Origin of the sequence: Paenibacillus ihbetae (assembly GCF_002741055.1) — a bacterium.
Classification (GTDB): domain Bacteria; phylum Bacillota; class Bacilli; order Paenibacillales; family Paenibacillaceae; genus Paenibacillus_AQ; species Paenibacillus_AQ ihbetae.
The window spans coordinates 5,965,607-5,987,967 of sequence record NZ_CP016809.1 but is presented as its reverse complement, the minus strand read 5'-3'; the positions used below and the strand labels follow the sequence as shown (position 1 = coordinate 5,987,967).

20 protein-coding genes are annotated in these 22,361 nt (G+C 51.8%); 3 read left to right on the top strand and 17 right to left on the bottom strand.

The window, feature by feature from the left end:
• Window positions 1-21: 21 nt before the first annotated feature.
• The 11 genes from BBD41_RS26905 to BBD41_RS26850 all read right to left on the bottom strand — a co-directional run bounded on the left by BBD41_RS26905 (window position 22) and on the right by BBD41_RS26850 (window position 13,493).
• Window positions 22-495 (bottom strand): DUF3574 domain-containing protein, encoded by a 474-nt coding sequence (locus BBD41_RS26905; protein WP_077566773.1) that lies wholly within the window; start codon window positions 493-495, stop codon window positions 22-24.
• A 223-nt stretch (window positions 496-718) separates the two neighbouring features.
• Window positions 719-1,765, bottom strand: coding sequence for a P-loop NTPase family protein (locus tag BBD41_RS26900; RefSeq protein ID WP_099479680.1), 1,047 nt, complete (start codon window positions 1,763-1,765; stop codon window positions 719-721).
• 45 nt (window positions 1,766-1,810) lie between these two features.
• The gene (locus BBD41_RS26895; protein ID WP_077566775.1) at window positions 1,811-2,542 is read right to left on the bottom strand and encodes an alpha/beta fold hydrolase; all 732 of its coding nucleotides are present in this window, start codon (window positions 2,540-2,542) and stop codon (window positions 1,811-1,813) included.
• Between the two features lie 111 nt (window positions 2,543-2,653).
• Window positions 2,654-3,610, bottom strand: a complete 957-nt coding sequence (locus tag BBD41_RS26890) for an acetamidase/formamidase family protein (protein WP_099479678.1) — start codon at window positions 3,608-3,610, stop codon at window positions 2,654-2,656.
• Window positions 3,611-4,101: 491 nt separating this feature from the next.
• Entirely contained in the window at window positions 4,102-4,773 is a 672-nt protein-coding gene (locus BBD41_RS26885) for a DUF6320 domain-containing protein (protein ID WP_099479677.1), read from the bottom strand.
• Complete coding sequence (locus tag BBD41_RS26880; protein WP_099479674.1) at window positions 4,770-6,047, bottom strand: alcohol acetyltransferase; 1,278 nt, start codon at window positions 6,045-6,047, stop codon at window positions 4,770-4,772. Before BBD41_RS26880 ends, BBD41_RS26885 begins: the two co-directional genes overlap by 4 nt.
• 129 nt (window positions 6,048-6,176) lie before the next feature.
• Window positions 6,177-6,830 (bottom strand): YkoP family protein, encoded by a 654-nt coding sequence (locus BBD41_RS26875; RefSeq protein ID WP_317616216.1) that lies wholly within the window; start codon window positions 6,828-6,830, stop codon window positions 6,177-6,179.
• A 285-nt stretch (window positions 6,831-7,115) separates the two neighbouring features.
• Entirely contained in the window at window positions 7,116-8,789 is a 1,674-nt protein-coding gene (locus BBD41_RS26870) for a ribulokinase (protein ID WP_099479672.1), read from the bottom strand.
• 24 nt (window positions 8,790-8,813) lie between these two features.
• Entirely contained in the window at window positions 8,814-9,821 is a 1,008-nt protein-coding gene (locus BBD41_RS26865) for a LacI family DNA-binding transcriptional regulator (protein WP_099479670.1), read from the bottom strand.
• A 418-nt stretch (window positions 9,822-10,239) separates the two neighbouring features.
• Window positions 10,240-11,094 carry an aminoglycoside phosphotransferase family protein gene (locus BBD41_RS26855; RefSeq protein ID WP_237086932.1) on the bottom strand — a complete coding sequence of 285 codons (855 nt, stop codon included), beginning with the start codon at window positions 11,092-11,094 and terminating at the stop codon, window positions 10,240-10,242.
• 512 nt (window positions 11,095-11,606) lie between these two features.
• On the bottom strand, window positions 11,607-13,493 hold the full coding sequence (locus BBD41_RS26850) for a beta-L-arabinofuranosidase domain-containing protein (RefSeq protein WP_099479666.1): 1,887 nt from the start codon (window positions 13,491-13,493) through the stop codon (window positions 11,607-11,609).
• Window positions 13,494-13,681: 188 nt separating this feature from the next.
• Here BBD41_RS26850 and BBD41_RS26845 point away from each other — a divergent pair, with 188 nt between their 5' ends.
• Window positions 13,682-14,542, top strand: coding sequence for a helix-turn-helix transcriptional regulator (locus BBD41_RS26845; RefSeq protein ID WP_099479664.1), 861 nt, complete (start codon window positions 13,682-13,684; stop codon window positions 14,540-14,542).
• Window positions 14,543-14,572: 30 nt separating this feature from the next.
• On the opposite strand, the gene BBD41_RS26840 is transcribed toward BBD41_RS26845, so the two are convergent.
• From BBD41_RS26840 to BBD41_RS26830, 3 genes are all read right to left on the bottom strand, one after another.
• A complete protein-coding gene (locus BBD41_RS26840; protein ID WP_099479662.1) occupies window positions 14,573-15,367 on the bottom strand; it encodes an SDR family NAD(P)-dependent oxidoreductase in 795 nt (264 codons plus the stop codon).
• Between the two features lie 120 nt (window positions 15,368-15,487).
• Window positions 15,488-16,333, bottom strand: coding sequence for an aldo/keto reductase (locus tag BBD41_RS26835; protein ID WP_099479660.1), 846 nt, complete (start codon window positions 16,331-16,333; stop codon window positions 15,488-15,490).
• 106 nt (window positions 16,334-16,439) lie between these two features.
• Window positions 16,440-17,654, bottom strand: coding sequence for an MFS transporter (locus BBD41_RS26830; protein WP_099479658.1), 1,215 nt, complete (start codon window positions 17,652-17,654; stop codon window positions 16,440-16,442).
• A 190-nt stretch (window positions 17,655-17,844) separates the two neighbouring features.
• On the opposite strand from BBD41_RS26830, the gene BBD41_RS26825 reads away from it, so the two are divergent.
• Both BBD41_RS26825 and BBD41_RS26820 read left to right on the top strand, forming a co-directional pair.
• Entirely contained in the window at window positions 17,845-18,249 is a 405-nt protein-coding gene (locus BBD41_RS26825) for a winged helix-turn-helix transcriptional regulator (RefSeq protein ID WP_077566788.1), read from the top strand.
• Window positions 18,250-18,551: 302 nt separating this feature from the next.
• The gene (locus BBD41_RS26820; protein WP_099479656.1) at window positions 18,552-18,911 is read left to right on the top strand and encodes a DUF3221 domain-containing protein; all 360 of its coding nucleotides are present in this window, start codon (window positions 18,552-18,554) and stop codon (window positions 18,909-18,911) included.
• Window positions 18,912-18,985: 74 nt separating this feature from the next.
• Here the strand turns inward: BBD41_RS26820 and BBD41_RS26815 are convergent, their stop codons facing one another.
• The 3 genes from BBD41_RS26815 to BBD41_RS26800 all read right to left on the bottom strand — a co-directional run bounded on the left by BBD41_RS26815 (window position 18,986) and on the right by BBD41_RS26800 (window position 22,359).
• Window positions 18,986-19,987: an ABC transporter substrate-binding protein gene (locus BBD41_RS26815; RefSeq protein WP_099479654.1), complete on the bottom strand. Its 1,002-nt coding sequence runs from the start codon at window positions 19,985-19,987 to the stop codon at window positions 18,986-18,988.
• Between the two features lie 281 nt (window positions 19,988-20,268).
• Complete coding sequence (locus BBD41_RS26805; protein ID WP_099479652.1) at window positions 20,269-21,303, bottom strand: FecCD family ABC transporter permease; 1,035 nt, start codon at window positions 21,301-21,303, stop codon at window positions 20,269-20,271.
• Entirely contained in the window at window positions 21,304-22,359 is a 1,056-nt protein-coding gene (locus tag BBD41_RS26800) for a FecCD family ABC transporter permease (RefSeq protein ID WP_099480817.1), read from the bottom strand.
• Window positions 22,360-22,361 lie beyond the last annotated feature (2 nt).

Below are 22,361 nucleotides of genomic sequence, written 5' to 3'. Positions count from 1 at the left end.
TTCACGTTATGATATTGCTTTCTATTCGATAAAGTACATTTTCCCATCCACTTCTAGGGAAATCGCATATTGGGCAAGGTCCTCTTTCAGCTGCTTGGCATACGCCACCACTTGGTCCAATGATTTCTTATCCAGTTTCTCGGCATAGGCGTACACAATCGTAACATTCTCCTTGATCAGCTTCTGATCTTTGTCCACCCAAGCACCCTCACCATCAATAGCCGTAGCGCCGCCGAACCATTGCGAAAATTTCGTTAATGCCTGATCTACGAATTTTTGCTGTGCCTCTTCGGTGATTTCAATATTTCCCTTCACCGTGGACGGGATGTAGATTTTTACGACATGGCTGAGGTGAAACTGCCCCTCAAGAGCACTTCCCGACACTTCAGCTGCCGAAGACCCCTCCGCACTGTAAGATTGCTGGACCGGGACGAACACGAGCAGCAATAATACTGCAATCGCTGCCGTAATCATCCAATTCTTTTTGTTCTTCATTCCCCATGTCTCCTTCTATTTTGTTGGATAACCGAACGGCCGGTCCCAAAACGGGTGTCCTTTTTTACCCTGCCGCATGTACCTGTCCGTCGATTAGAGCTTGGATAATTATATTAAAGGAACCTATGATGTTCAATGGGAAATCCGAAATTATTCGAGAACACATCAAAAGCCGAATTCTGCTTTACGAGGCAGATTCGGCTTTCTGGCTCTTGTTACGGCACTAACCTAGCTTCCCGATCCAGGTTAAGCTCTCTACCTCCCGGTGATCCATGCTTCCATTCAGAATAGCCTGAACGTCATGCAATGTGTCTTGCAGCGGTACCCGTTCCCCTTCTCTTCCGGTATAAGCTTGTGCAATGTGAAAAGGCTGCGTCAGGTATGCCTCCAGACGCTCCCCTCGTTGATAAACTTCCATTTCCGATGCAGGAATCGCCTGCAGTCCCCTTACATTCACTAAGGAGCGAAGCTCACGATAACGCCGCAGCAGCTTCTGGGCCCGCTGCTGGACCGAGGCATGATTCTGATCCAGATGGGCACCTTCCAGCACAGACGATGTGGAATAGAGGGGATTGACGGCTGGAAACCGATGTCTTGCCGCCAGATCGGCATCGAAATACCACAGCGTCTCAAGCGGACCGTAAGGCATATCCTCATCCACAACCGCCCCTTTCAGGTCGACGAGGAATGTGGTGACATGCTGGATGCCCTCCTGCTGCAGTCGCTCCTGGAGCTCGTATATTTTTCCGGTCAGCACATGCTCCCGGTCCGCGGCGAACATCATTTCTTTACCCGGCGGCCCGCTCACCGCGATATCATAAACTTCTTCTATGGAATACGCCACTCGCTCCACATCATCCAGCAAATCCTGCAGCTCGGGATACTCCCCTTCCGGTTTCAGCAGAATCGTCAAGTAACCATCCTGTTTAAAATGATGAAACAATTCGCCAAGAAGCACCAGCTGCCCCATTCCGGGTCGGGCGACTAAACCTACGGTCCCGCCTTTGGCGATCGGAGCAAATAAATCGAGCGGCTTAATGCCCGTCTCGATCATATCGATCCGTTCTCCGCGCAAGATCAGCTCATCCAGACTGCATTTCGCCAGCGCTGCCAATGCGGCAATTGTGCGGACTTCCGCCCGGCCGACCGGGATCTTACCCGTGCATAGATTGGAGACCGTGGCCGGCCGCAATCCAACCGACTTGGCTGCGCTGGTCAGGTTCGGGACTCTTTGTCGCAGCAGCGATACGTTAAGCTTCAGATTATCCAAATGCGTACACCCTTTTTTAATAATGGATTCATGGTTTTCAGGATCTCACTTTATCGCGTTCATAAAGGAATCGGCGGTGCGGACAAACGCTCCCGCGTCCGGCTCGAAAATATTATGGTCATGCTGATCGAATTCCACAAGCTTGGCCTGCGGCAGCTTCAGCTTATACTGTTCCGCTGCCTCTAATGATAACCCGGGATGCGGTTTTACGCCACGGATAATCAAGGCTGGACAAGTCAAAGTGGTCAGATCATCCCACAGTTCTACCTTGGATGATTCCCGCTGCAGTGCATGCAGAGCCTCGGCCCGCATCCGATCAAACAGCTTCTTCCCCCGCCACGGCGGCAAGGAGGCGAAGAATTCCACCCAACCTGGCGGCAGCTGGGTATGAATGGCGGGATAGTCGCCGATGATCAAACCCCGAATGCGTTCAGGATGCTGTACGGCATAGCCGAGCTGATACGACACGCCTCTTGAATACCCCATGAGGATGAACGACTCAAGTCCAAGATGACGGACAGCCGCGTCAATGTCGCCGATATGATCCTCGAGCGTATATCCCGATGAAGGGGAGTCGCTTTTGCCCCGTCCGCGGAGCGTGATCACAACGATATGTCTAGGAGAGAGCTTCTGTATAATGCCGATGTAATCATCTGCCGATTCCGACAACCCTGGAATGATAACGAGCGGAACTCCTTCCCGCTTCAGTTCTTGATGCGCCTCCGTCACGTGAATATGGACACCATTGTTATTCACCATCGTTTCAAATAATTGCATATGCAGTTCCTCCTGGGTATAAACAAATTTTTAAAATGAAGAAATATCCTTCATTCCGCGGTTTCTCTTGTGCTCTTGCTTGAGCCTGGAGTATGTATGTAATCAAATTCCTTATCTCAAGGCGTCGAATGGCAGGAAAGCATGCACGCCCTTTGCCGTATTCACGATTTGCGTAATTCTTAAATCCACCGTCAAGGTGGCATAGGCATATGCTTCCGTCCTTGACATCGCATAGAGCTCGGTCATAAGATCCAACATCCCGTTCACAGCGAGCCACATCGCTTGTTCCAGATCCTCATGGATGCCCATCGTCAGCCAGCCCGTGCACGTCTTTGCCCTCGGCATCGTAATGGGCATGTCATTGAGGACGCGGAAGGTCAAACTCACCTTTTCCATGGGGCATTCCAAGGCGGGTCCGCTAACTTCTCCGTCCCCTTGCGCAGCATGGCCATCCCCTGTTGAGAATAAGCCGCCGCTTACCGGGACCGGCAGATACAACGTACTGCCTGCGGTTAATTCTTTGCAGTCCAGGTTTCCTCCATATGGCCGGGGGACAAACGTAGAGTGTCTGCCGTCTTCTTTGGGCGGCATGCCCATAATTCCCATAAACGGCTTCAGACGAACGCCGTATTTGAAATTCCCGAACTGGCTTCGTCCGATCATCGTACGGGCATCCAGTTCAAAATCCAGCGTCACTTCAGGGACATCCGCCATGCCCAGCCTCTCGTTCCAATAGCTTGGGAAGCCTCCGGCAGAGGTCCAGCCCCAGGAGCCGGGTACAATCTCATTGATCTTAATCTCCAGTGTGCTCCCAGGCTCTGCCCCTTCGATATGAACGGGGCCCAGCAAAGCATGCCCAAACTGCTTCTCCTGCCGCTCCGGCAGGCGCTCGGTAAACTTCAATCTCGGCTCGCCCGGCGAAGAACGCTTCGCAAGTCCCCATCCCGCATCCAGCGTTTGATACTCGACCGTATCCCCGGACTGAATATAAAGAGCAGGCTCAAGCTCTTTGCTGAAAAATCCATGAAGCGAATGAACATCCGGTTTCAACCCATGCACCTTGGACATATAGTCTCTCCTCCTTAAATGACCAGGCATCACTGAATACCAGTATTTAGTGAACTACCTTGTTGCTTCCAAGAGTAATTTATATTACTCTATAAGTCAACTGTAACTTACGTTAAAAAGAAATAAAAACTACTTCAAAATATAATTTCTCTTGCGGGGTTCGATCCTGTATATGCCACCTTCCTCCTCAATACAAAAAAGCTCCCGGCCTCATCACGTAAGCGTGACGGCTGGAAGCCTATTCATGAATTCGTCATCAAAAGCAGTAATCGGTTAGTTCACTTATCATATCGTCCAGTAGACGGTTCACGTCCTGTTCCGATACAGCCGGGGGATGATAACCGACGCATAACGTAAGAGTGTGGCGATATGTGCTGGCTCCTAGACTGAAGAACGGGGAAAGCATGATAGGCGAGGTCAGTCCGAACGCTGCGATTCACATTTGCTTTGTTGTTGATTGGCCCATTGGTGTCCTCGCCTCATGACCCTCGTCAGTAGTGCAGCCTGCGCTTCACTTCTTTACGAAAGCCCTTGTCCGCAAGCAGCCACATCCCGCCGAATGTCAACAGGGCATACATCGCTGCCGACACCGACGGCCATAATACGTTCGAGAGACCGAGCAGAAAGAACAGTAAAGGGGTGAATCCCAGGATCATCAAAAGGAGCAAATATCCTGCGAAATCGCGCCAGCCACGAGGCTTAGCAAGGCAGATCAACGTCATCAGCAAGGTTGCAGCCATAACCAGGAACGGGATGACGTACCCGGTTGACCAGGAGCTTCCGCCCGAAAGCGCGTTGATCCATAGCAGCATGCCGGACAGGCCGAGCCATTGCACGACGATTTTTGCCCCTAGATGTGATTTCGACATCCATGTGTGACGGATGAGCAGCCAGCCGTACAGCACACAAGGTGCAACAAACAGACTCCACCATACATCACGGTTACCCAAAACGTTAATGATGAGGGTAATACTGATAACCGCCACTATCGCAAAGATCAGCGATCGGGCCAACGCGCCGCTCGCGCGCGGGGCCGGCACTGCCGGATAGGAAGGATACCAGCGGTTGCCCGCCGCTTTGCCGATTCCGGCCGTATTTCGCCGACAAAGCGGACAAACGGCATGGGCCGGGTCCACACTAACGCCGCAGCTATCGCATCTCATGCTCCCATCCCCCAATCATTGCTGACAATTCTGACGTCGAGACCGGTTAATCCGGAAAGCTGGCGGAAGAAGTGCATGATCATGTCGCTCTCCACGATATTTCTAGCGAAAGTCACGGTCAGCTGATCGTTGATGGAGCATACAGCGCAGTTCAATGGGCTTTTGGCCGTAGGGTACATCGTTGTTTCCATCGCTTCAATATGCGCCGCCATCCCTTCCGGCACATCGACCTTGCCGAGGTTGGTAAGCGTAAGGGTCTTGGCAACTTCCCCATAATGGTCAAATCCGTAGCGGATCGCCAGATCCTTCAGCTTCAAGGGTGCGATTCGCGATAGGAAGGTGTTTTCGTATTTCATGCTGCCGGACATCACGCGAGATAAATAAGACTTCGTTGTTTTCTCTTTCATTTGCTGCTGGACTTGTTCGAGCACCTGCTCGAAATTCATTTCCTCTGCCCCAGCGATGACAATGTTGATGACCGCAAAAAAGTTGCGCAGGCTGCTGGATGGAAAGATGTTTCGCAGATTCACCGGCATACTGATCACGATCGGGCGACGCTCCGTATTTAACGGCTCACCCGCATGAAGGACCGCCATCACCAGAATGGCCGTCAAATACGCCGTTAGCGTCACGCCCTTCTCCTTCGCGCATGCATTCAAGCTGGAGGCGCGAAGCATGCCGTGAATGACATTATGACCGTAGGGAACAAAGCGTGTCCCGCGGATTTGAAACGCCTCCGGAGCCTTGTCCAAGTCTAGCGGCGGCTCTGAAGTATAGTGGGCCTTGAAGCTGTCCTGCGCTTCCGCATATCTGGCAAACGACGCAGGCGGCAGGATCATCCCCTGCTTGTCGTCCACGTTTTCGCCAAGCAGACGTAAATACTGGAACACTAACGTTTTCAGAAACTCAAGGGCACCCCCGCCGTCGGTCAATGCATGAAAAATTTCGACACTGATCTTGCTGTCGTGATACAGAATGCGAACCAGACTTGCGCTCGAGTCCGAGAGCGCGACCGGTGCGCAAGGGTATCTGCCTTCCGGCTCCACTTCCAGCGGCGACTCCCTTTCCCGCAAAAATTTCCAGAACAATCCGTTCCCCATTTCCACATGAAGCAGCGGGAAGCGCCTGATTACGCTATCCAGCGCCTTCTGTAAAATCGGTGGCTTTACGGGATGTTTCAATAAGAACGACAACCGGTAGGTTGATGAGTTTTGCTGGCCCGCCACGGCTGGAAACAGCTTCCCTGCGTGATCCAGCTTATACCAATCCTCCATATAATCCTGCTACCTCCAACCCATAATTCGTGACATCCTGCCTGATCCGGGCAACCGAATGCTTTTTTCTCGGATGCTTATCGAGCCTCTAACCTCTAGCCCTTAGCCTCTAGTTGGCTTATTTGAAGGCTACCGCGCTTGTTCCATCACCGTCTCTTGGACCGGGCTTGGAAACCGTCTCGCAAGCGATGCGCGGGTATGGATCAGCTTCATCGGAATGAGCTGCTCCCTTCGGCGACCAATCCGGTTTTTGCCTTCGGGGTGCAGCACTGACAAGAGCAGACGAAGATAGGACGTGGTCAATCTTCGGAGCAAGCCTTGTTTCATGGTCTGCATCTCGAAACCGAGACCATGCGTCAATCCGCGGTGGAGCAATGTGATGCCGATCAAAGCTCTTACTTCGTTGAACTCGGACTGATCGGCATAGGCCCGGCTGATAAGCTTCATTGATCGCCGGCCGAGCCTTGCGATTTTGAGCGCTGCGAGGTCGGGACCCTCGGTACGGATCAGGCTCAAGATTTCAGCGTTATCAAGATGAAGCTCGCCGATCCAATCCCCGTGTGAAATGACGGTCGAATCGGCGCAGATGATCGGCGCCCCTCGATGCTTCTTGATCATGACAGTGCAGATTCCGAAGCGAAACGTATGTGAACCGCGAAAACGCGAAGACCAGATAAAAATGCGCTCCCATGCCATCCACATGCTTTGCAAGGCGTTTTTGAATATAAACAGATAATTCACCCACCCTATGTCGGATACGCCGCGTTTTAGGATTGTTTTCATCCATCGGAACGCATCCCGATTTCATTAGGTTAAGCATACATGATGAGATGTACCGGATTACACCGTCTATGGCATTAAGTACAGCTCCGTCCCGGGGCGGAGGATGCCGCCGGCTATTCATCAAGTTGAGCCGATTTATCCAGGGGAAATAGAAGGCTATTGGGCATTAAGAAGAACCGCGCTTTATGCAAAATTCCTTTGATAAAAATAAAGAACGACCGTTCCGCACTGGTGTACGGAAAAACGGCCGTTCATATTTTTTGAAAGTGTTATGAGTACAAAGATTTATTGCCGACCGCCGCTCTTTAATGCCTTTAAGCGCTTCAGCACCCCGTTTTCGCCTCTTCCCAAATAATCATGCAGTCCTTTATATTCCTTGTACAATCGATCATATATACGCACATTCGCCTCAATCGGCTTAAAGGTTTCTTCCCGAACACGGGCCATGGCTTCTGCAGCTTCTACGATGCTCCCAAAGCCGCCCTGCTCCTTGCCTGCCGCCACTGCGCCGAACATTGCTGCACCAAAAGCAGCGGTCTGGACGGTATCCGCAACTTTGATTTCTTTGCCGGTAACGTCGGCATAGATTTGCATCAGCAGCCGGTTACGCTGCGGCAAACCGCCGCAAGCGTAGAGCTCCTGAACGTCCATGCCGCTTTCCGTAAATGCGTCGATGATCGCCCGCGTTCCAAAGGCGGTGGCCTCCAGCAGCGTCCGGTATATTTCCGCTGGCTTGGTCTGCAGGGTCAAACCAAGGATGACGCCGCTGAGATCAGCATCCATCAGGACGGAACGGCTTCCGTTCCACCAGTCGATCGCCAGCAGGCCGGTTTGGCCAGGCGCATATTGCGCCGCCTCCTTCTCAAGCCACTCATGTATTCCAAGTCGCTCTTCTGCAGCCTTGTGCCAGACATATTCTGGCACTGCCTCATCCACATACCAGGCGAAAATATCGCCGACAGCCGACTGTCCTGCCTCATACCCGTAATAGCCGGGAATAATTCCATCCTCAACAACGCCGCAAATGCCTTCCCCCGTCACTTCCTTGTCGCTTAAAATCAAATGACAAGTCGAGGTTCCCATGGCGAGGACCAGCTTGCCCGGGGTTACGACACTGACGGCCGGCACCATGGCATGGGCATCGATGTTGGCTACGGCTACCGCGGTACCCGGAAGAAGCCCGGTCAGAGCGGCCATCGATTCGGTTAATCCGCCCGCTTTGGAACCCAGCGGCTTGACCGGTCCTCTCAGCTTCGTCTCCACGAGATCTCCGAATCTTGGATCAAGCGACTGCAGGAATTGCTTGGACGGATACCCCTCTCGCTTATGCCAATTGGCTTTATAACCGGCGGTGCAGCTGCTTCTTGCAAGCTGACCGGTCAATTGCATCACCACCCAATCGGCAGCCTCCATGAATAGTACAGCTTGCTCATACAGCTCGGGAGCTTCGTTCAGAATCTGCAAAGATTTCGCAAGCATCCATTCCGAGGACAGCTTCCCTCCGTAGCGTGCCAGAAATGTCTCCCCTCGCCGTTTAGCCGTCTCATTGATCAGGTTCGCTTCATCCTGCGCCGCGTGATGCTTCCACAGCTTGACCCAGCTGTGCGGATGGTCCCTCCACTCGTCGAGCATGCACAGCGGGGTTCCCCCGGCATCCAGCGGCATCATCGTGCATGCCGTGAAGTCGATGCCGATCCCGATGACTTGATCCGGTGAGACGTTTGCCTCAGCCAGGACACGCGGAATCGACTGCCGTATCACCTCCAGGTAATCGCCCGGATGCTGCAGCGCCCAATCCTGCTCCAGCTTCGAACCCGAGTGGATCAGCACCTCGTCCATGACTCCGTGCGGATATGGCGTCACATGGGTTGCAACTTCTTGCCCGTTCGTGATATCAACCAGCAGGGCTCTGCCCGATTCCGTCCCGAAATCCACGCCTATCGTGTATACCCGCTTCATAATCAATCTCCTCCAAGTATAGGATCAATTCAGCTGTTTCACTTCAGTGCCATATATCTCAAATGCCGGTTTCATCAGCGGCGCTTCCTCGCGAATGCGACGCAGAAGAATTTCTCCGGTTTTGATTCCCATGTCATAAGGACGCTGTTCCAGATAGTAGATTCCTGATTCTTTAAGCAGCGGCCCGGCCTCAACTTCACCGAAAGAGGCTACAGCGATGTCGGACGGAATCTTTAAACCGCTGCGTATAATCTCAAGCAGCACGCCAAGGCTCATACGGTTATTCAGAGAGATAATCGCGGTGGGACGATGGTCCGCACCCAAAAAATGCCGTACTGCCTGGATACCGTCCTCCGTTGAAAAATCTCCATTATACACCATGGGTTCCTCGCTCAGGCCGTACTCCTTCATCGCTTTCCGGACGCCTTTCAGGCGTTCCCTGCCCGTACTGGACCGCGTTGGACCGTTTACGACTCCGATCGCCGTATGGCCATCCTCAAGCAGCTTTCGAGTCAGGCGGGAAGCGCCTTCCGTATTGTCCTCGGCTACCAGATCGAGCGTCAAGCCCGCTTCCGTAGAATCCGGCTTGCGGTCCACGAGAACGATCGGCATATTGGCATCTGCCAGCTGCTTGATCGCCGGGTCGTTTCCGCCTGACGTTGCTAGCACGACAGCATCCACCCGTTTTTCCAGCATTAGCTTAAGCAGTCGTCTTTCCTTGTCGGGGTTCTCATCCGAGCTGCAGAATATTAGCTGAAAGCCTTCTGTGCCTACAATATCCTCAATTCCTCTGGAGATTCCCATAAAATAAGGGTTGGATATATCGGGAACGACGACCCCGATCATATAGGTCCTGTCCTGCTTCAAACTGCGGGCAATGGCGCTTGGACGGTAATTCAACCTGTTCACCGCCGCCATCACTCGCTCTTTAATCTCGTCGCTTACAAAGCCGGTATGATTCAGCACCCTTGATACGGTCGCCGTGGATACCTCTGCCGCCTCTGCTACTTGTTTAATGGTCGCTCTTGCCATGCCTGGCTCACCTCAACCCCAGCATATTCATGTAATCGATTACGTAAACGATTACATGAATAGGTTAAAGGAAAAGCCAGTCGTATGTCAACTCTCTCTTTTAAAAGTCAGCTTGCTACGTCATTAGAGCTCCTTTTGCCCGCACAAGTCCCTTTCCGGGACTTGCTCCGCCTCGGGGAGCTTCTTTTGCCCTGGACAATTCCCTTTTCGGGACTTGTCCAGGCAATGGACAAACTCAAGGCCGCGCCCCTTATTTGACACCGTCACCCTGACCAACAAAGTCCTATTCCGCTGCTGAATTAACACGAAAAAGCCCCGTACCCTCCATTGTAAAATGGCTGTACGGGGCTCAATGTAGTTCTCCAAGATTCCTCATTCATCCTCCCACTGGTAGAGGAGCAGCGGTATCATTTTAGGATCAAACTTCGAGAAGCTTGGAATACAAATACTTGTTGCTGTTCAAGATCGACCTGACCCTTGCGATGGTGTCCTTTCTAATGGGTGGGTGGTCGACTCTACTGAGCAAGATCCAGCGCAGACAGGCTATCGCTTCAAACAGCTCAAGCTCCTCCGCTTCGCACCGGTTATCGGCGCAAAATACATTCCGGTAGAAGAAAGCTTGCTCTTCACTCACATATATCCAAAATAAAACCGTCGACCAGGCGATATCGTAACGGGGATCGCCGATTTGGACATTCGTCCAGTCGATCACAGTCAGCTCGCGTTCATTCTCAAGAATATTGCCCAGGTGATAATCGCCATGGATGACACATTCATGTTTCATGTTCGCGCGCTGGACAAGCTCCGTCAAAGGCTGCTGGATATCGGGGAACTCTGCAATCCGTGGATAAAAATAAGAGATGAAGTCATGCTTCGGCAGTCCGAGTCCGCTTATGCTATCGAGTGGCATGTTATGTATATCTATTAACATCTTCGCAAGCCTATCAATTTTAGACGGATTCACACTCGGCACAGGCCTGCCGTCGTAGCTGGTCAGCATTACTGGACTGCCATTCGGGTCCGTCCCCCACCCCAGTGGCTTCGTTACTGCTCTACCGCGCGAGTGCAATGCTTTCAGTGTTTGATACTGCATTGGAACGTCAGGCTTGGACTCTTTGTTCCATACCTTTAGTACATAGTCTGCCGTTGACGTGGCAATCTTCAACACTTCTGCTTCCAGGCCGGAATCTAGCGAGGTGACTTGAAATGTAGTTTCATGTTCCAGCAATGACACCAGCGCCTCGTTTTTCTCCACCCAATTTATTTCCCGCAAAATATGCTCCTCCGTAACTCCCTTTATTTTAGAAGTTGCCTTGGCCTTTAAAACTGTAATAACCTCCGAGGTGCTTCCCATTATTTCCGGTGTAACAATACTGATAAAAATTATAACCTCATATTATGCGTATTCTCATGGTTCGTAAACACTTATCAGCAACTGGAGCGATAAGTCGTACAACGAAAAACCCCCTCCGTTCAACAAGATCCATTCCATCTTAACAGATGTTTTAGTTCGTCTTGTCTACTTGAAAGGGGAACAGGGAACATTTCACTGGCAATGCGGTTTATCAATGCAATCCGCCCTTGCTTAGAGCCTTACCCCTAAAAAGGCTTATGCTTCACGCTTTATATTCAATGTTGCATGTTTAACGCTTTATATCTATCGCTTATATCCAACGCTTATGTCCAACGCTTATGTCCAACGCTATATATTCAACTCTTTTTGTTCTAACTCTTTTTGTTTTAACGCTTAATGTTTAGCGCTTTATAATGCTTTAGCCTTAATGCCTATCTCCTAGCAGCTCTTCTCCGCTCCCCGATGAGCGGAAATTCACCGATCCGCAGCCTGGCGCTTCCGTACGGGACCAGCTCCAATTCCGTAACGGGCTGACCGTCCGTATTCGGATGCAGCGGAGGGTTGCCGGCGTTGTTGCCTTCCATTCTCCAATCCCGGATCAGCTGGCCCCAAACCTTCACTCTGACAGGCGCATCCTGTGCCTGGAACGGCTGGCGAACCATGTCCTGTTCGATTATCTCGAACGGCGTATCGCCCAGCAGGCCGTATTTCCATGGGGATTCAGGGTATAGCTCCCAATCGTGAAACATGTCGCGCTGCCGGATCATCTGCCAATTTTCCTTGACGGGCAGCACATACACCAGCGGCCCTCGCTCGATGCTGGTGGCGTACATATTTCGGGATACCAACCTGACTTCCATGGGCAAGTGAAGTTCCAGTCGGTCGCCGTTCTGCCAATGCCGTACGATCTTGGCGTAACCCGACTCGACTTGATAAGGCAATTCAAGCCCGTTCAGGGTAATGACGGGTTGCCCTTGCTCACACCAGGCGGGGATGCGCAGCGATAAAGGGAACGTTTCCGCGCGCTCCAAAGACATGCGGATCCCTACACGATCCTTGAACGGGTATTCGCCGGTTACCTCGATCTCGGCCGGAATGCCCTGGCGGCCGACGGTCGTTCTAACCGTACAAGGCGCATAGGAGACGGCAACGAGCCCCTCCTCCTGATCTTTCATCCACAAATGCGCGGCCAGCTTCGGCCAGCCTTGGTGCATGTTGGCCGTGCAGCATCCAAAGTTCGGTTCGAGACCGAACACGTTGGCGTCGGGTCCGTTGCTCCATGCCCGCGGAGCGACATTGCAGATGATCTGGTTGACTTGCTGATCGTACTGATGCGAGGTCCAATCCGGAGAGATGGTGGCAGGTAGCGCATTAAATGCAACCTTTTCCAAAATGTCCCCGAAGCGTCCTTCCCCGAATATTCTCGTCAGCTGCTCCATTGAGAACATATACTCGACGACGGCACATAATTCCACGCCTTGACTCGGATGGGTGCCGGATAACCATTCGTCTCCGGAGAACATGCCGTGCGCCTGACCGTGATACGTCATTAGAGAATCGATGCCCCGATGCACGCTTTCCCGTTCCACCGGGTTGCCATACAATTCAAATAATACGCCCGGCGTTTTAATGCCCATCGCTACATTCACGACATGGGTTGTCCAATCCCACGCTTCCACTTTTCTCCAGAACGGGAAATCATGGAAAATATCGCTCCAGTCCGTGGTTTGTCCGGCTACGATACCGGCAAGCTCTAACAGAAACGGTTGCTGTGTGCGTTTATACAACCACACGATGCACAAGAGCATCTCCGCTCCCCTTGCTTTGGCCCAGCCCCGCAGCGGCTGCTCCTCGATAACCGAGTGGACATACCTCGAAAACTTGGTCAAAAACGGGATAATCCGTTCATCGCCCGTTGCTTCCTCATGCTGCATCATCACTTTGAGCATGATCATGTAATGCCACCAGTCCTGCTCCTTATCAATATCCTGGTTCACGGAGGTAATTCGCGCCGGACCGAATAGGCCATTCTCCTGCTGGCTCGCAAGCGACCATTCGATCCACCGATTGGCCTTGGCAATCAAGGCGTCGTCCTCCAGCAAATACGCCAGCGGAAGCAAGCCATCGACATAATAAGGCCCCCGCTCCCAGCTTTCTCCCCGGCCGCCCAGCCATCCATTGTCTTCTCCGACGTCTTTCCAATGTTCCTCCAAGCGTCCGGTCAACCCGCTTGCTTGGATCTCCAGCTGATCCTTCAGCCAGCCGGCCGGCTTTATCGCGCCTAATGGCAAGCTGTTAAAAGCAGTCTGATGCAGCATGAAACTTCACGCTCCTTGTTTCTGTCTTTTCGGTGCACTGGTAGAAATATATCATTTCAACCGGGCGTTACCCTATACACAGAAACAACATCTTTTTATCCGATTACAACATGCTTGATTCTTGTATCCGGTAGGCGTTAACGATTATCATAGAGACAAGTTAGCAAGAGGAGGAGGCCCGGCCGCACATGATGATCCAATTCACGGCACCGCCGCTGCCCCATTATATTATTAGTGGTGAAGATACCTACCAGGAGGGAGACAAACACCCGGATCGGTTTAATATCGGGGTGTTTGATCTCATTTTGGTCACCCGAGGAGCGTTGTTTCTGGAGGATAACGATGTATGTTACAGGGTGAAGGCCGGCAGCTACTTGATTTTAAGACCGGATGCAGCCCACCGGACATTTCTGCCCTGCCAGGAGGAAACGCATTTTTATTGGCTGCATTTTCAGACGCTGGGGTCCTGGATGGAAGCGGAGGAACGGCCCCCTTTTGCCTTATCGCAATCCGATCAGCCTTATGCACAAATCGAAACCTTCTCGTTCTATATCCCTAAATACGGAGTGCTTCCTTCGAAGGAAGATGCCGTTCTCCTCCTGGAACAGCTGCAGATCCTTCAACAATCACCTTCATCCACGGCACGCTGGAAGCAGCAGCAGCTTCTCCAAGAACTGCTCCTGCTGTTCCAAGCTGAAGAGGAGGGGATCCAGCATCTCCACCCTCATTATGCCATTGCGGAGCGGACCGCAAGTTATCTCAGACAGCATTATAAAGAACCGGTGAGCTATCGCAGATTGTCGGAGGCCATGCATTTTCATCAGAACTATCTGTCTATTTGCATGAAAAAAGCGTTCGGCTGCACGCCCTTGGAATATTTGACACGGCATCGGATTGAACAAGCCAAGCGATTGCTGATCCATACCAACGATCCGATCGGACGGATTGCCGAAGAAACCGGATTCGGCTCATTTCCGTATTTCATACGGTGCTTTATTCGCTATGCAGGCATCAAACCCAAATCCTTCAGGCAGAAATACCGAACCTAACGGATCGGAGCATCCATAATCCTGAGTTGCTTAAAATACGCTCCGTACCAAGCCCCCGTCGATGCGAAGCGCCGAACCGTTAATCGCGGAGGATTTAGGACTGCTAAGATACGTGACAAAATCGGCAATCTCCTCTGGACGAATCAGCCGCTGAATTATGGAAGTCGGCCGATTCTCCTTCATAAACCGCTGCTCCGCTTCTTCGATCGTGAGCTCTTCATTGGGATAGAGGGTTTTCAGCATCGTCTCCACCCCTTCCGTAAGAGTAGACCCGGGCATGACGGTGTTGACCGTTACTCGGGTTCCTGTCGTCAGCTCGGCCAAGCTTCGGGAAAGGGACAGCTGCATGGTCTTGGTTGCGCTGTAATGCGCCATCTCTTGGGACGGCATGATGGCTGCTTCACTCGCGATAAAAATGATTCGACCTTCATTCCGATTGATCATGTTCTTCAAATAGTGCCGGGTTAACCGGACCCCGCTCATGATATTCGTCTCAAAGAATCTGAACCATTCTGAATCAGGGATATCGAAAAATTCAGCAGGCTCAAAAATCCCCATATTGTTGATCAGAATGTCAACGACCGGAGCGGCTTCCCTCATCTGATGACAGCCCTCCTCCGTTCCGAGATCCGCCACGGCATAACGCAGCTCGGCATCCGGATGCACGGCATGAATGTCATGGATCGTCTGTTTTACTTTATCCTCATGCCTTCCATTAATAATGATTGATGCTCCTTCCGCTGCAAGCGACATGGCGATCGCTTTGCCGATGCCGGACGTTGAGCCTGTAACCAGTGCGACTTTTCCTTGTAACTCCAATTTCACGAACGCTCTCTCCTTCCGTTATGTAGGAATGGACCCTCCTGATGCCCGTTGTTACGCCCGAGTTTCAGGAGAGCCGCAATAATTATTACACTTCTATTGTTTCGTAAACACAAATTTTTCTTAGAAATCAAAATTGTCCGGATCCGGTCCAACTCTGTGATCTTGATTCAGGCTGTCGATACGCTGCATATCTTCAGCGGACAATTCAAAATCAAAGATATCTGCGTTTTCGATAATCCGATGTTCCTTGGTCGATTTCGGAATCGTGACCACGCCGTTTTGGATATCCCAGCGAAGAATGATCTGCGCGATGGATTTTTGATACTTTTCAGCAATGCGCTGAAGATCCTCCTGATCCAGGAGCTGTCCCTGCATTAATGGAGACCAAGCCTCGAGCTGAATTTCATTCGCCTGGCAGTACGCCTGCAGTTCCTTTTGCGTTAGTCGTGGATGATATTCCACCTGGTTTATCATCGGCTTGATTTCGGTTTCCTTCATTAACTGCTCGAGGTGATGGATCTGGAAGTTGCTGACGCCAATCGCTTTGACGCGTCCTTGCTTGTACAGCGTTTCTAACGCCTTCCACGCCTCTGTATATTTCCCTTCAACCGGCCAGTGTATAAGATACAAATCCAAGTATTCAAGGCCCAGCTTCCGGAGACTTTCCTCGTAAGCCTTCAAGGTGGACTCATACCCCAGATCGGCATTCCATACTTTGGATGTGACAAACAGATCCTCCCGCTTGATCCCGGCAGCTTCCAAGCCCTCGCGGATGCCCTGTCCGACCCCTTCTTCATTTCCGTAAATGGCGGCCGTATCTATGGAGCGATAGCCATGCTGAATTGCCGTGCGGACGGCGTTTACCAGCTCCGGTCCTTCCTCTACTTTAAATACGCCAAGTCCAAACCAAGGCATGTTGACGCCATTATATAAAGTGGTAGTATCTTGTAAGTGTTTTGCTGTCATGTTGATAAACCTCCGAATTTTTTTGGGTTGTGAAGAATGAAAACCTAGCTGCAGTATTTCCGATGAAACGCTAAAACATCACCTCCCTTCACCATAAACCTTTCATTCAAGCCGCGCTCGCATTGGAACGGTCCGGCTTCTTCGAATCCTTTCGTGCCAGCTTCAAGCTCAATCCCGTGAGCAGGACTGCCGCTAATACCATCAACGACCCAATCCAAGCCGTATGAATCAAGCCCATCGATTTCGCGATCAAGCCGCCGAGGAAGGAGCCGATGGCGATCCCGGCATTGAATGCCGCGATGTTCAGCGCGGATGCCATATTCACGGCACCTGGCGCAAACCGCTCAGCCAGCTCGACCACATAGACCTGCAGCCCCGGGACATTCATGAAAGCCAGAAATCCCATGAGGATAATCGTAATAAATCCGGCGACTTTAAACGGCGCCGTGAACGTAAGCAGGATCAGCACCAATGCTTGCACAATGAACATATAGAGCAGCGCTTTGAGCGGACTGCGATTCGCTGCTTTTCCGCCGATAATGTTGCCGAGTGCGATGGCAATCCCGTAGACGAGCAGGATGACGGCTACTGTATTTTCCTTGAAGCCTGTTATATCCTGAAGCAATGGGGATAAATAAGTAAAGACAACAAAGGTCCCGCCGTAACCGAGTGCGGTAATCAGAAGCATCAGCAGCAATCGGCGATTGGTCAGCAGTTTAGCCTGATCGCGGAATGAGGTCCGCTCTCCCTTCGGCATGCCGGACGGGATCAGAATGCTGTTCGCGATGAAAGCAGCGACACCGACCAGAGCAATGGCAACAAAAGCCAGTCTCCAGCCCCACTGCTGGCCGATAAACGTTCCGATCGGAACACCGGTCACGGTAGCAACGGTAAGACCTGTAAACATAATGGAGATGGCAGAGGCTCTGCGGTTCTCTGGGACCACGCTGGCCGCAATGACCGAGCCGATTGACATAAACACGCCATGGGAAAAGGCCGAAAGGACGCGAGCTGCAAGCAGAATGCCGATGGAAGCCGCTCCAGCCGCCAAGCTGTTCCCGATAATAAAAATGATCATGATCCATAGCAGCTGGGTCTTCCGGGACATCCTGGAGGTAAACGACGTCAGGATGGGCGCACCGAAGGTGACGCCCAAGGCGTACATCGAAACGGTTAGTCCGGCGGTCGTTACGGATATATTCATGTCCTCCGATATCAACGGCAGCAGCCCTACGCTGATGAACTCCGTTGTTCCGATCGCGAAGGCGCTGACGGCAAGCGCCAGCAGCGCGAAGAAGCTTCTTTTTTTATCTATAATCATGGTGTTGATATTTCCCCCTATCCTATTGACTTGCTTGTATATTGTTAAAAAATTGAGTATGGTGTAATCCAGCTGGCAAATGCTATTATGATCCATATCGATTTTTATGTGAAGAACGTACTTTTTTGTAATGTAGGCACTTCTCAGTATCGTAGTTACTTTCCAGTGCCTATCCAATAGGAGGATGAATATGCAAGCGAAGAAATACAACATTGCCGTTGAAGCGACATTGGAAGTGATTGGAGGCAAGTGGAAATGCGTAATCCTTTGCCACCTGACCCATGGCCGAAAACGAACCAGCGAGCTGAAGCGCCTTATGCCGAATATTACGCAAAAAATGCTGACACAGCAGCTGCGGGAGCTGGAGGACGATGGCGTGATCAATCGCATTATTCATAATCAAGTCCCGCCCAAGGTGGAGTACGAGCTGAGTGAATACGGCAAGAGCCTGACCGTTATTCTCGATATGCTCTGCGCGTGGGGAGAAAAGCATATTACGAAGGTATACGGGGATAAGTTCAGCGTTCTGGAGGATAGCATTCTGAACGATAAACTGAAAGCTGCGGATGAGCCTGCCGCCTCGGATGCACGTTAAATATGATAATGACGGGCCCGTTCCACATGCCTATAAGTTCCCTATAAAGATAAAAGCTGCTCAGACGGAGCAGGCCCTAGCATCCTAAATATCCATAAGCAAACAGAGAGCCTCCTAAATGGAGGCTCTTAAGCTTTTCGGCTCTTCATATGGATCCTGTACCTATCTCATAAGGGCTGCGGAAATTACTGAGTAAATCACGATAAACTATAGCTTACAGAATCGACTAAATATGGTAGGATTTAAGAAGGCATGCTGCATGCGCGGTAAGCGCAGACAATCATTACAATAGGAGACGGATTATGGGGAGAACCATATATTCAGCTATAACTTCTTTGCTTCTTAGTAGTGCTATTGTCGGTTGCAATCAGGACGAGATTGAAACCGGTGATTTTATTTTTGATAAACAAATGAAAGATAACACTCCTGTGATCGCGGTGGTTCATAATATCTCAAGGAACGATACAGTCAACCATTCGTTATCAGACTATTTAAATAATGATGACCCGAATGATGTGATCTACTATCCTATCACCGATGCTAATTTATACGAAGATTTAGAAATTGGCGAGCGAATAACCGTCACAGCCCCCCACATTTTACTTAGCAGCCCGCTGCAAGCAGTTGCGGTTGAAGTTGAAAGACATGACCTGGCAGAGTAATAATCCCGTTATTATGGTTTGAAAAAAGCTTGCCCCCCGATCGATTTCAGCTGACTGAATGAATGAACGTACGATTATTTCGCGTTCTCCTTCTCTTTCTGGCTGACGATCATATCCGTCACTTCCTCGGCCTGGGCCAAGACGGCAATCGGATCATACGGCCAGAAGCGTTTGGCATCAAGATAAAACACCCGCCCCTGGTTTACAGCTTCTATCGATGTCCAAACCTTATTGCTCTTATCCATCTCGGCATCGCCTGACTCATCAAAGAAGATATAATCGCCCGCATAATCTTTCAGCACCTCCATGGACACCTCTTTGTAGGTCTCGCCAGTGGCAATCAGTTCTTGTTGGATCCGTTCCGGAGGGGTAAGCTTAAGCTCCTTATAGATCGCCAATCCTCCGCGATAAATACCGTCGCCATAAAGGTAGAAGGTTTTGCCGAATGCGCCGAAGATCGAAAAAGTTTCTCCTTCCTCCACCAAGCCGTTCACCTTCAAGCGCAGCGCTTCTATTTTCTCATCAAACCCGGCCAGCCATTCCTTCGCTTCCTCTTCCTTGCCCAGGATTGCCCCCAGCCCTTCCACTTCTTCATGCACGCTTCGATAGGTCTCATATGGCAGAATGATCGTCGGCGCAATTTTGGACAGCTTCTCGTACACTTCCGGATCGGAGTTGGCGCTGATAATCAGGTCGGGATTGAGCTCCAAGATTTTTTCCGTGGCGTTCTCGCCCGTGCTCTCAATTCCATCGATCATGTCTTGGATATGGACGTTCTCGAGATCCTTTGCTGTCGCGCCCACCGGCTTCTCTCCGAGCAGCAGCAGGGTAGGCAAATAGGCATCGACGACTATTCGCTTCGGCTCAGCCGGATATCGGATTTCTCCATGTATAGTATCCACTTTTCTTGTCTGAGGCTGAGCTGAGGATTCGGTTTGGGGCTTGTCGGCGCTTGCAGCCGTTTCCCCCGCTGTACCCGCACTGCCGGTCGTATTGCTCTTCCCGCCGCATGCGGAAATTAAGAATGAACATAAGATGAGCATTGTGAGAATGACCCGAAACCTAGATATGAACATATTGTCTCCTCCTGATTTCGTAGTGTATGCCTGGATCATGCACCGAATTAGGCTCGATGCAGACGGCTGTATATTCCACTCGATGCGAGCAGATCCTGGCGGATGCCTTGTTCGGCAATGCCTTTATCAGCAGCGACCACAATACGGTCTGCATTCACGATGGTAGCAGGCATGTTATCCCGTGCAGCGTAAGGATTTCTACAAGTGTTATTCCGTGCTAACAAAATGTGCAAGTCCCTTCCCCTTCACCAGTCTCCAATTAGCCCCTTGCACCGGAGCCGCTAAGCTCTGGTCCTGGATAACAGGTAAAGGAAGTAGGGCGCGCCGATCACCGCAACCACAATTCCTGTCGGAATTTCGGACGGTTGAATAACCGAGCGGCTCAGCGTGTCCGCTGTAAGAACCAGCAATGCACCGGTCAGCGCCGTTGCCGGCAGCAGCATCTGATGCTTCGCACCGACCAAGCGTCTGGCCAGGTGGGGCGCGATCAGCCCGACGAATCCAATCCCTCCGCTTACCGCGACGCAGGAGGCCGCCAAGCCGACCGCCGCCGCCAGCAGCTTCAACTGCTCCCTGGTTACGGAAGCCCCCAGTCCGGTCGCCATCGACTCTCCAAGATTGAGAACGTTCATCACCTGAGCTTTGTACATCACGAAGGGCAGAAGCACCAGAATCCATGGGAGCAAAGCCAGTACAAACTTCCAACTCGAGCCCCAAATGCTGCCTGCCAGCCAAACGGCGACAAACTGGTATTTCTCCGGACTTAATCGCAGCGTGAGCACGATCATAGCCGCGCTTATGCCGGCTGCGACGGCAATGCCCGTCAACAGAAGACCCGTTGGCTTAAAGCCCTGGTTCTTCTTATAGGCAAGCACGCAGATCAAGGCGGCGGTCAAGCAAGCACCCACAAGAGCTAAAACCGGCAGCAGATAGACCGGGGCCGCTGTCGTGGTCGGGAACAACGAAATAAACAGCATCACCATCAACCCGGCTCCCGCATTGATCCCCAGGATACCCGGATCAGCCAGCGCATTGCGGGAGATTCCCTGCATCACGCAGCCGGATACCGCTAAACCGGCGCCGATAAGCAGCGAAATAACGATGCGCGGCAAGCGGAAATCAAACAGCACCAAATTCTGCTTATCCGTTCCGCCGCCAAACAACGTTGTAATGACCTCGACAGGGGTTAGTCTCATCACGCCGGTGTTCATGCTGATCAAAAACACCAGGACAATCAATCCACCCAGCACAGACAGGGTGATGATTTTCCGTTTCCTGCTTCTTCGCGCCTGGATGGCAGTTGTGACGGCCTCCATTTACAGCTCCCTCCTTTCTTTGCGTGCCAAATAGAGGAAGAAGGGGACGCCGATCAACGCAATGATCGCGCCGACGGGCGTTTCATAAGGAGGGTTCACCATTCTGGCGGCAAGGTCCGCAATGACGACCAGCAAGCTTCCCAGCACGGCCGAGCAGGGAATGATGAGCCGGTAATCCACGCCGACCAGCTTACGCGTGACATGCGGTATCAAGAGACCGACAAAGCCTACCGCTCCGGCAACCGAGACGGCGGCCCCCGCAAGCACCAGCACGATCACCGTCCCGCCCAGCTTGACGAGCCCCGTTCGCTGACCCAGTCCGCGGGCGACGTCATCCCCAAGACTAAGCATGGTAACGGAGCGCGATAATGCAATGGCCCCCAATATCGCAGCGGCTATCCAAGGCAGCATGATCTTCAAGTGATTCCAATGAATCCCTGCCGTGCCGCCGGCATACCAGAACGCCAAATCCTGTCCGATGCGAAAATACAATGCGATGCCTTCGCTAAGAGCACTTAAGAGCGCGCTGAGCGCGGCGCCGGCCAGAACGAGCCGAACCGGCGTCAAACCGCCTCTGGACATCGAGCTGATGCCATACACGAGCAGCGCGCCCAAAGCGGCCCCGGCAAATGAGAGCAGAATCAGATACATATACGGCAGCCCCGGAAAAAAGGCAAAGCAAACCGCAATCACAAATCCTGCTCCCGCATTTAATCCAAGCAGGCCCGAATCGGCAAGCGGATTCCGGGTCATCCCCTGCATGATGGCTCCCGATACGGCAAAACAGGCGCCTACCATAGCGCCCCCGAGGACCCTAGGCATACGCAGCTCTTGTATGATCTGATGCTCCGTCACACTTGGATTAAAAAAGAACACGGCTTCCCATACGCTCTCTAGATCAATCTCGGCCGCCCCTAGCGATATGGATAATGCCATGCCAAGCATCAGTGCTGCCACGCCTCCCGTGAGAATCAGGGTCGCAGCCCATGGACGCCCTTTTACGTGGACATCAATGTTAGCATCTGAAAGTTTTGGATTGGACGTGTTTGATGACATCA

Excerpts from the sequence above, each read along its gene's own strand:
- BBD41_RS26885 (WP_099479677.1), bottom strand. The coding sequence starts at position 4,773 with ATGAGATGCGATAGCTGCGGCGTTAGTGTGGACCCGGCCCATGCCGTT.
- BBD41_RS26800 (WP_099480817.1), bottom strand. The coding sequence starts at position 22,359 with ATGTCATCAAACACGTCCAATCCAAAACTTTCAGATGCTAACATTGAT.
- BBD41_RS26845 (WP_099479664.1), top strand. The coding sequence starts at position 13,682 with ATGATGATCCAATTCACGGCACCGCCGCTGCCCCATTATATTATTAGT.
- BBD41_RS26865 (WP_099479670.1), bottom strand. The coding sequence starts at position 9,821 with ATGGCAAGAGCGACCATTAAACAAGTAGCAGAGGCGGCAGAGGTATCC.
- BBD41_RS26835 (WP_099479660.1), bottom strand. The coding sequence starts at position 16,333 with ATGACAGCAAAACACTTACAAGATACTACCACTTTATATAATGGCGTC.
- BBD41_RS26805 (WP_099479652.1), bottom strand. The coding sequence starts at position 21,303 with ATGGAGGCCGTCACAACTGCCATCCAGGCGCGAAGAAGCAGGAAACGG.
- BBD41_RS26870 (WP_099479672.1), bottom strand. The coding sequence starts at position 8,789 with ATGAAGCGGGTATACACGATAGGCGTGGATTTCGGGACGGAATCGGGC.
- BBD41_RS26815 (WP_099479654.1), bottom strand. The coding sequence starts at position 19,987 with ATGTTCATATCTAGGTTTCGGGTCATTCTCACAATGCTCATCTTATGT.
- BBD41_RS26880 (WP_099479674.1), bottom strand. The coding sequence starts at position 6,047 with ATGGAGGATTGGTATAAGCTGGATCACGCAGGGAAGCTGTTTCCAGCC.
- BBD41_RS26820 (WP_099479656.1), top strand. The coding sequence starts at position 18,552 with ATGGGGAGAACCATATATTCAGCTATAACTTCTTTGCTTCTTAGTAGT.
- BBD41_RS26830 (WP_099479658.1), bottom strand. The coding sequence starts at position 17,654 with ATGATTATAGATAAAAAAAGAAGCTTCTTCGCGCTGCTGGCGCTTGCC.
- BBD41_RS26875 (WP_317616216.1), bottom strand. The coding sequence starts at position 6,830 with ATGAAAACAATCCTAAAACGCGGCGTATCCGACATAGGGTGGGTGAAT.
- BBD41_RS26895 (WP_077566775.1), bottom strand. The coding sequence starts at position 2,542 with ATGCAATTATTTGAAACGATGGTGAATAACAATGGTGTCCATATTCAC.
- BBD41_RS26905 (WP_077566773.1), bottom strand. The coding sequence starts at position 495 with ATGAAGAACAAAAAGAATTGGATGATTACGGCAGCGATTGCAGTATTA.
- BBD41_RS26825 (WP_077566788.1), top strand. The coding sequence starts at position 17,845 with ATGCAAGCGAAGAAATACAACATTGCCGTTGAAGCGACATTGGAAGTG.
- BBD41_RS26890 (WP_099479678.1), bottom strand. The coding sequence starts at position 3,610 with ATGTCCAAGGTGCATGGGTTGAAACCGGATGTTCATTCGCTTCATGGA.
- BBD41_RS26850 (WP_099479666.1), bottom strand. The coding sequence starts at position 13,493 with ATGCTGCATCAGACTGCTTTTAACAGCTTGCCATTAGGCGCGATAAAG.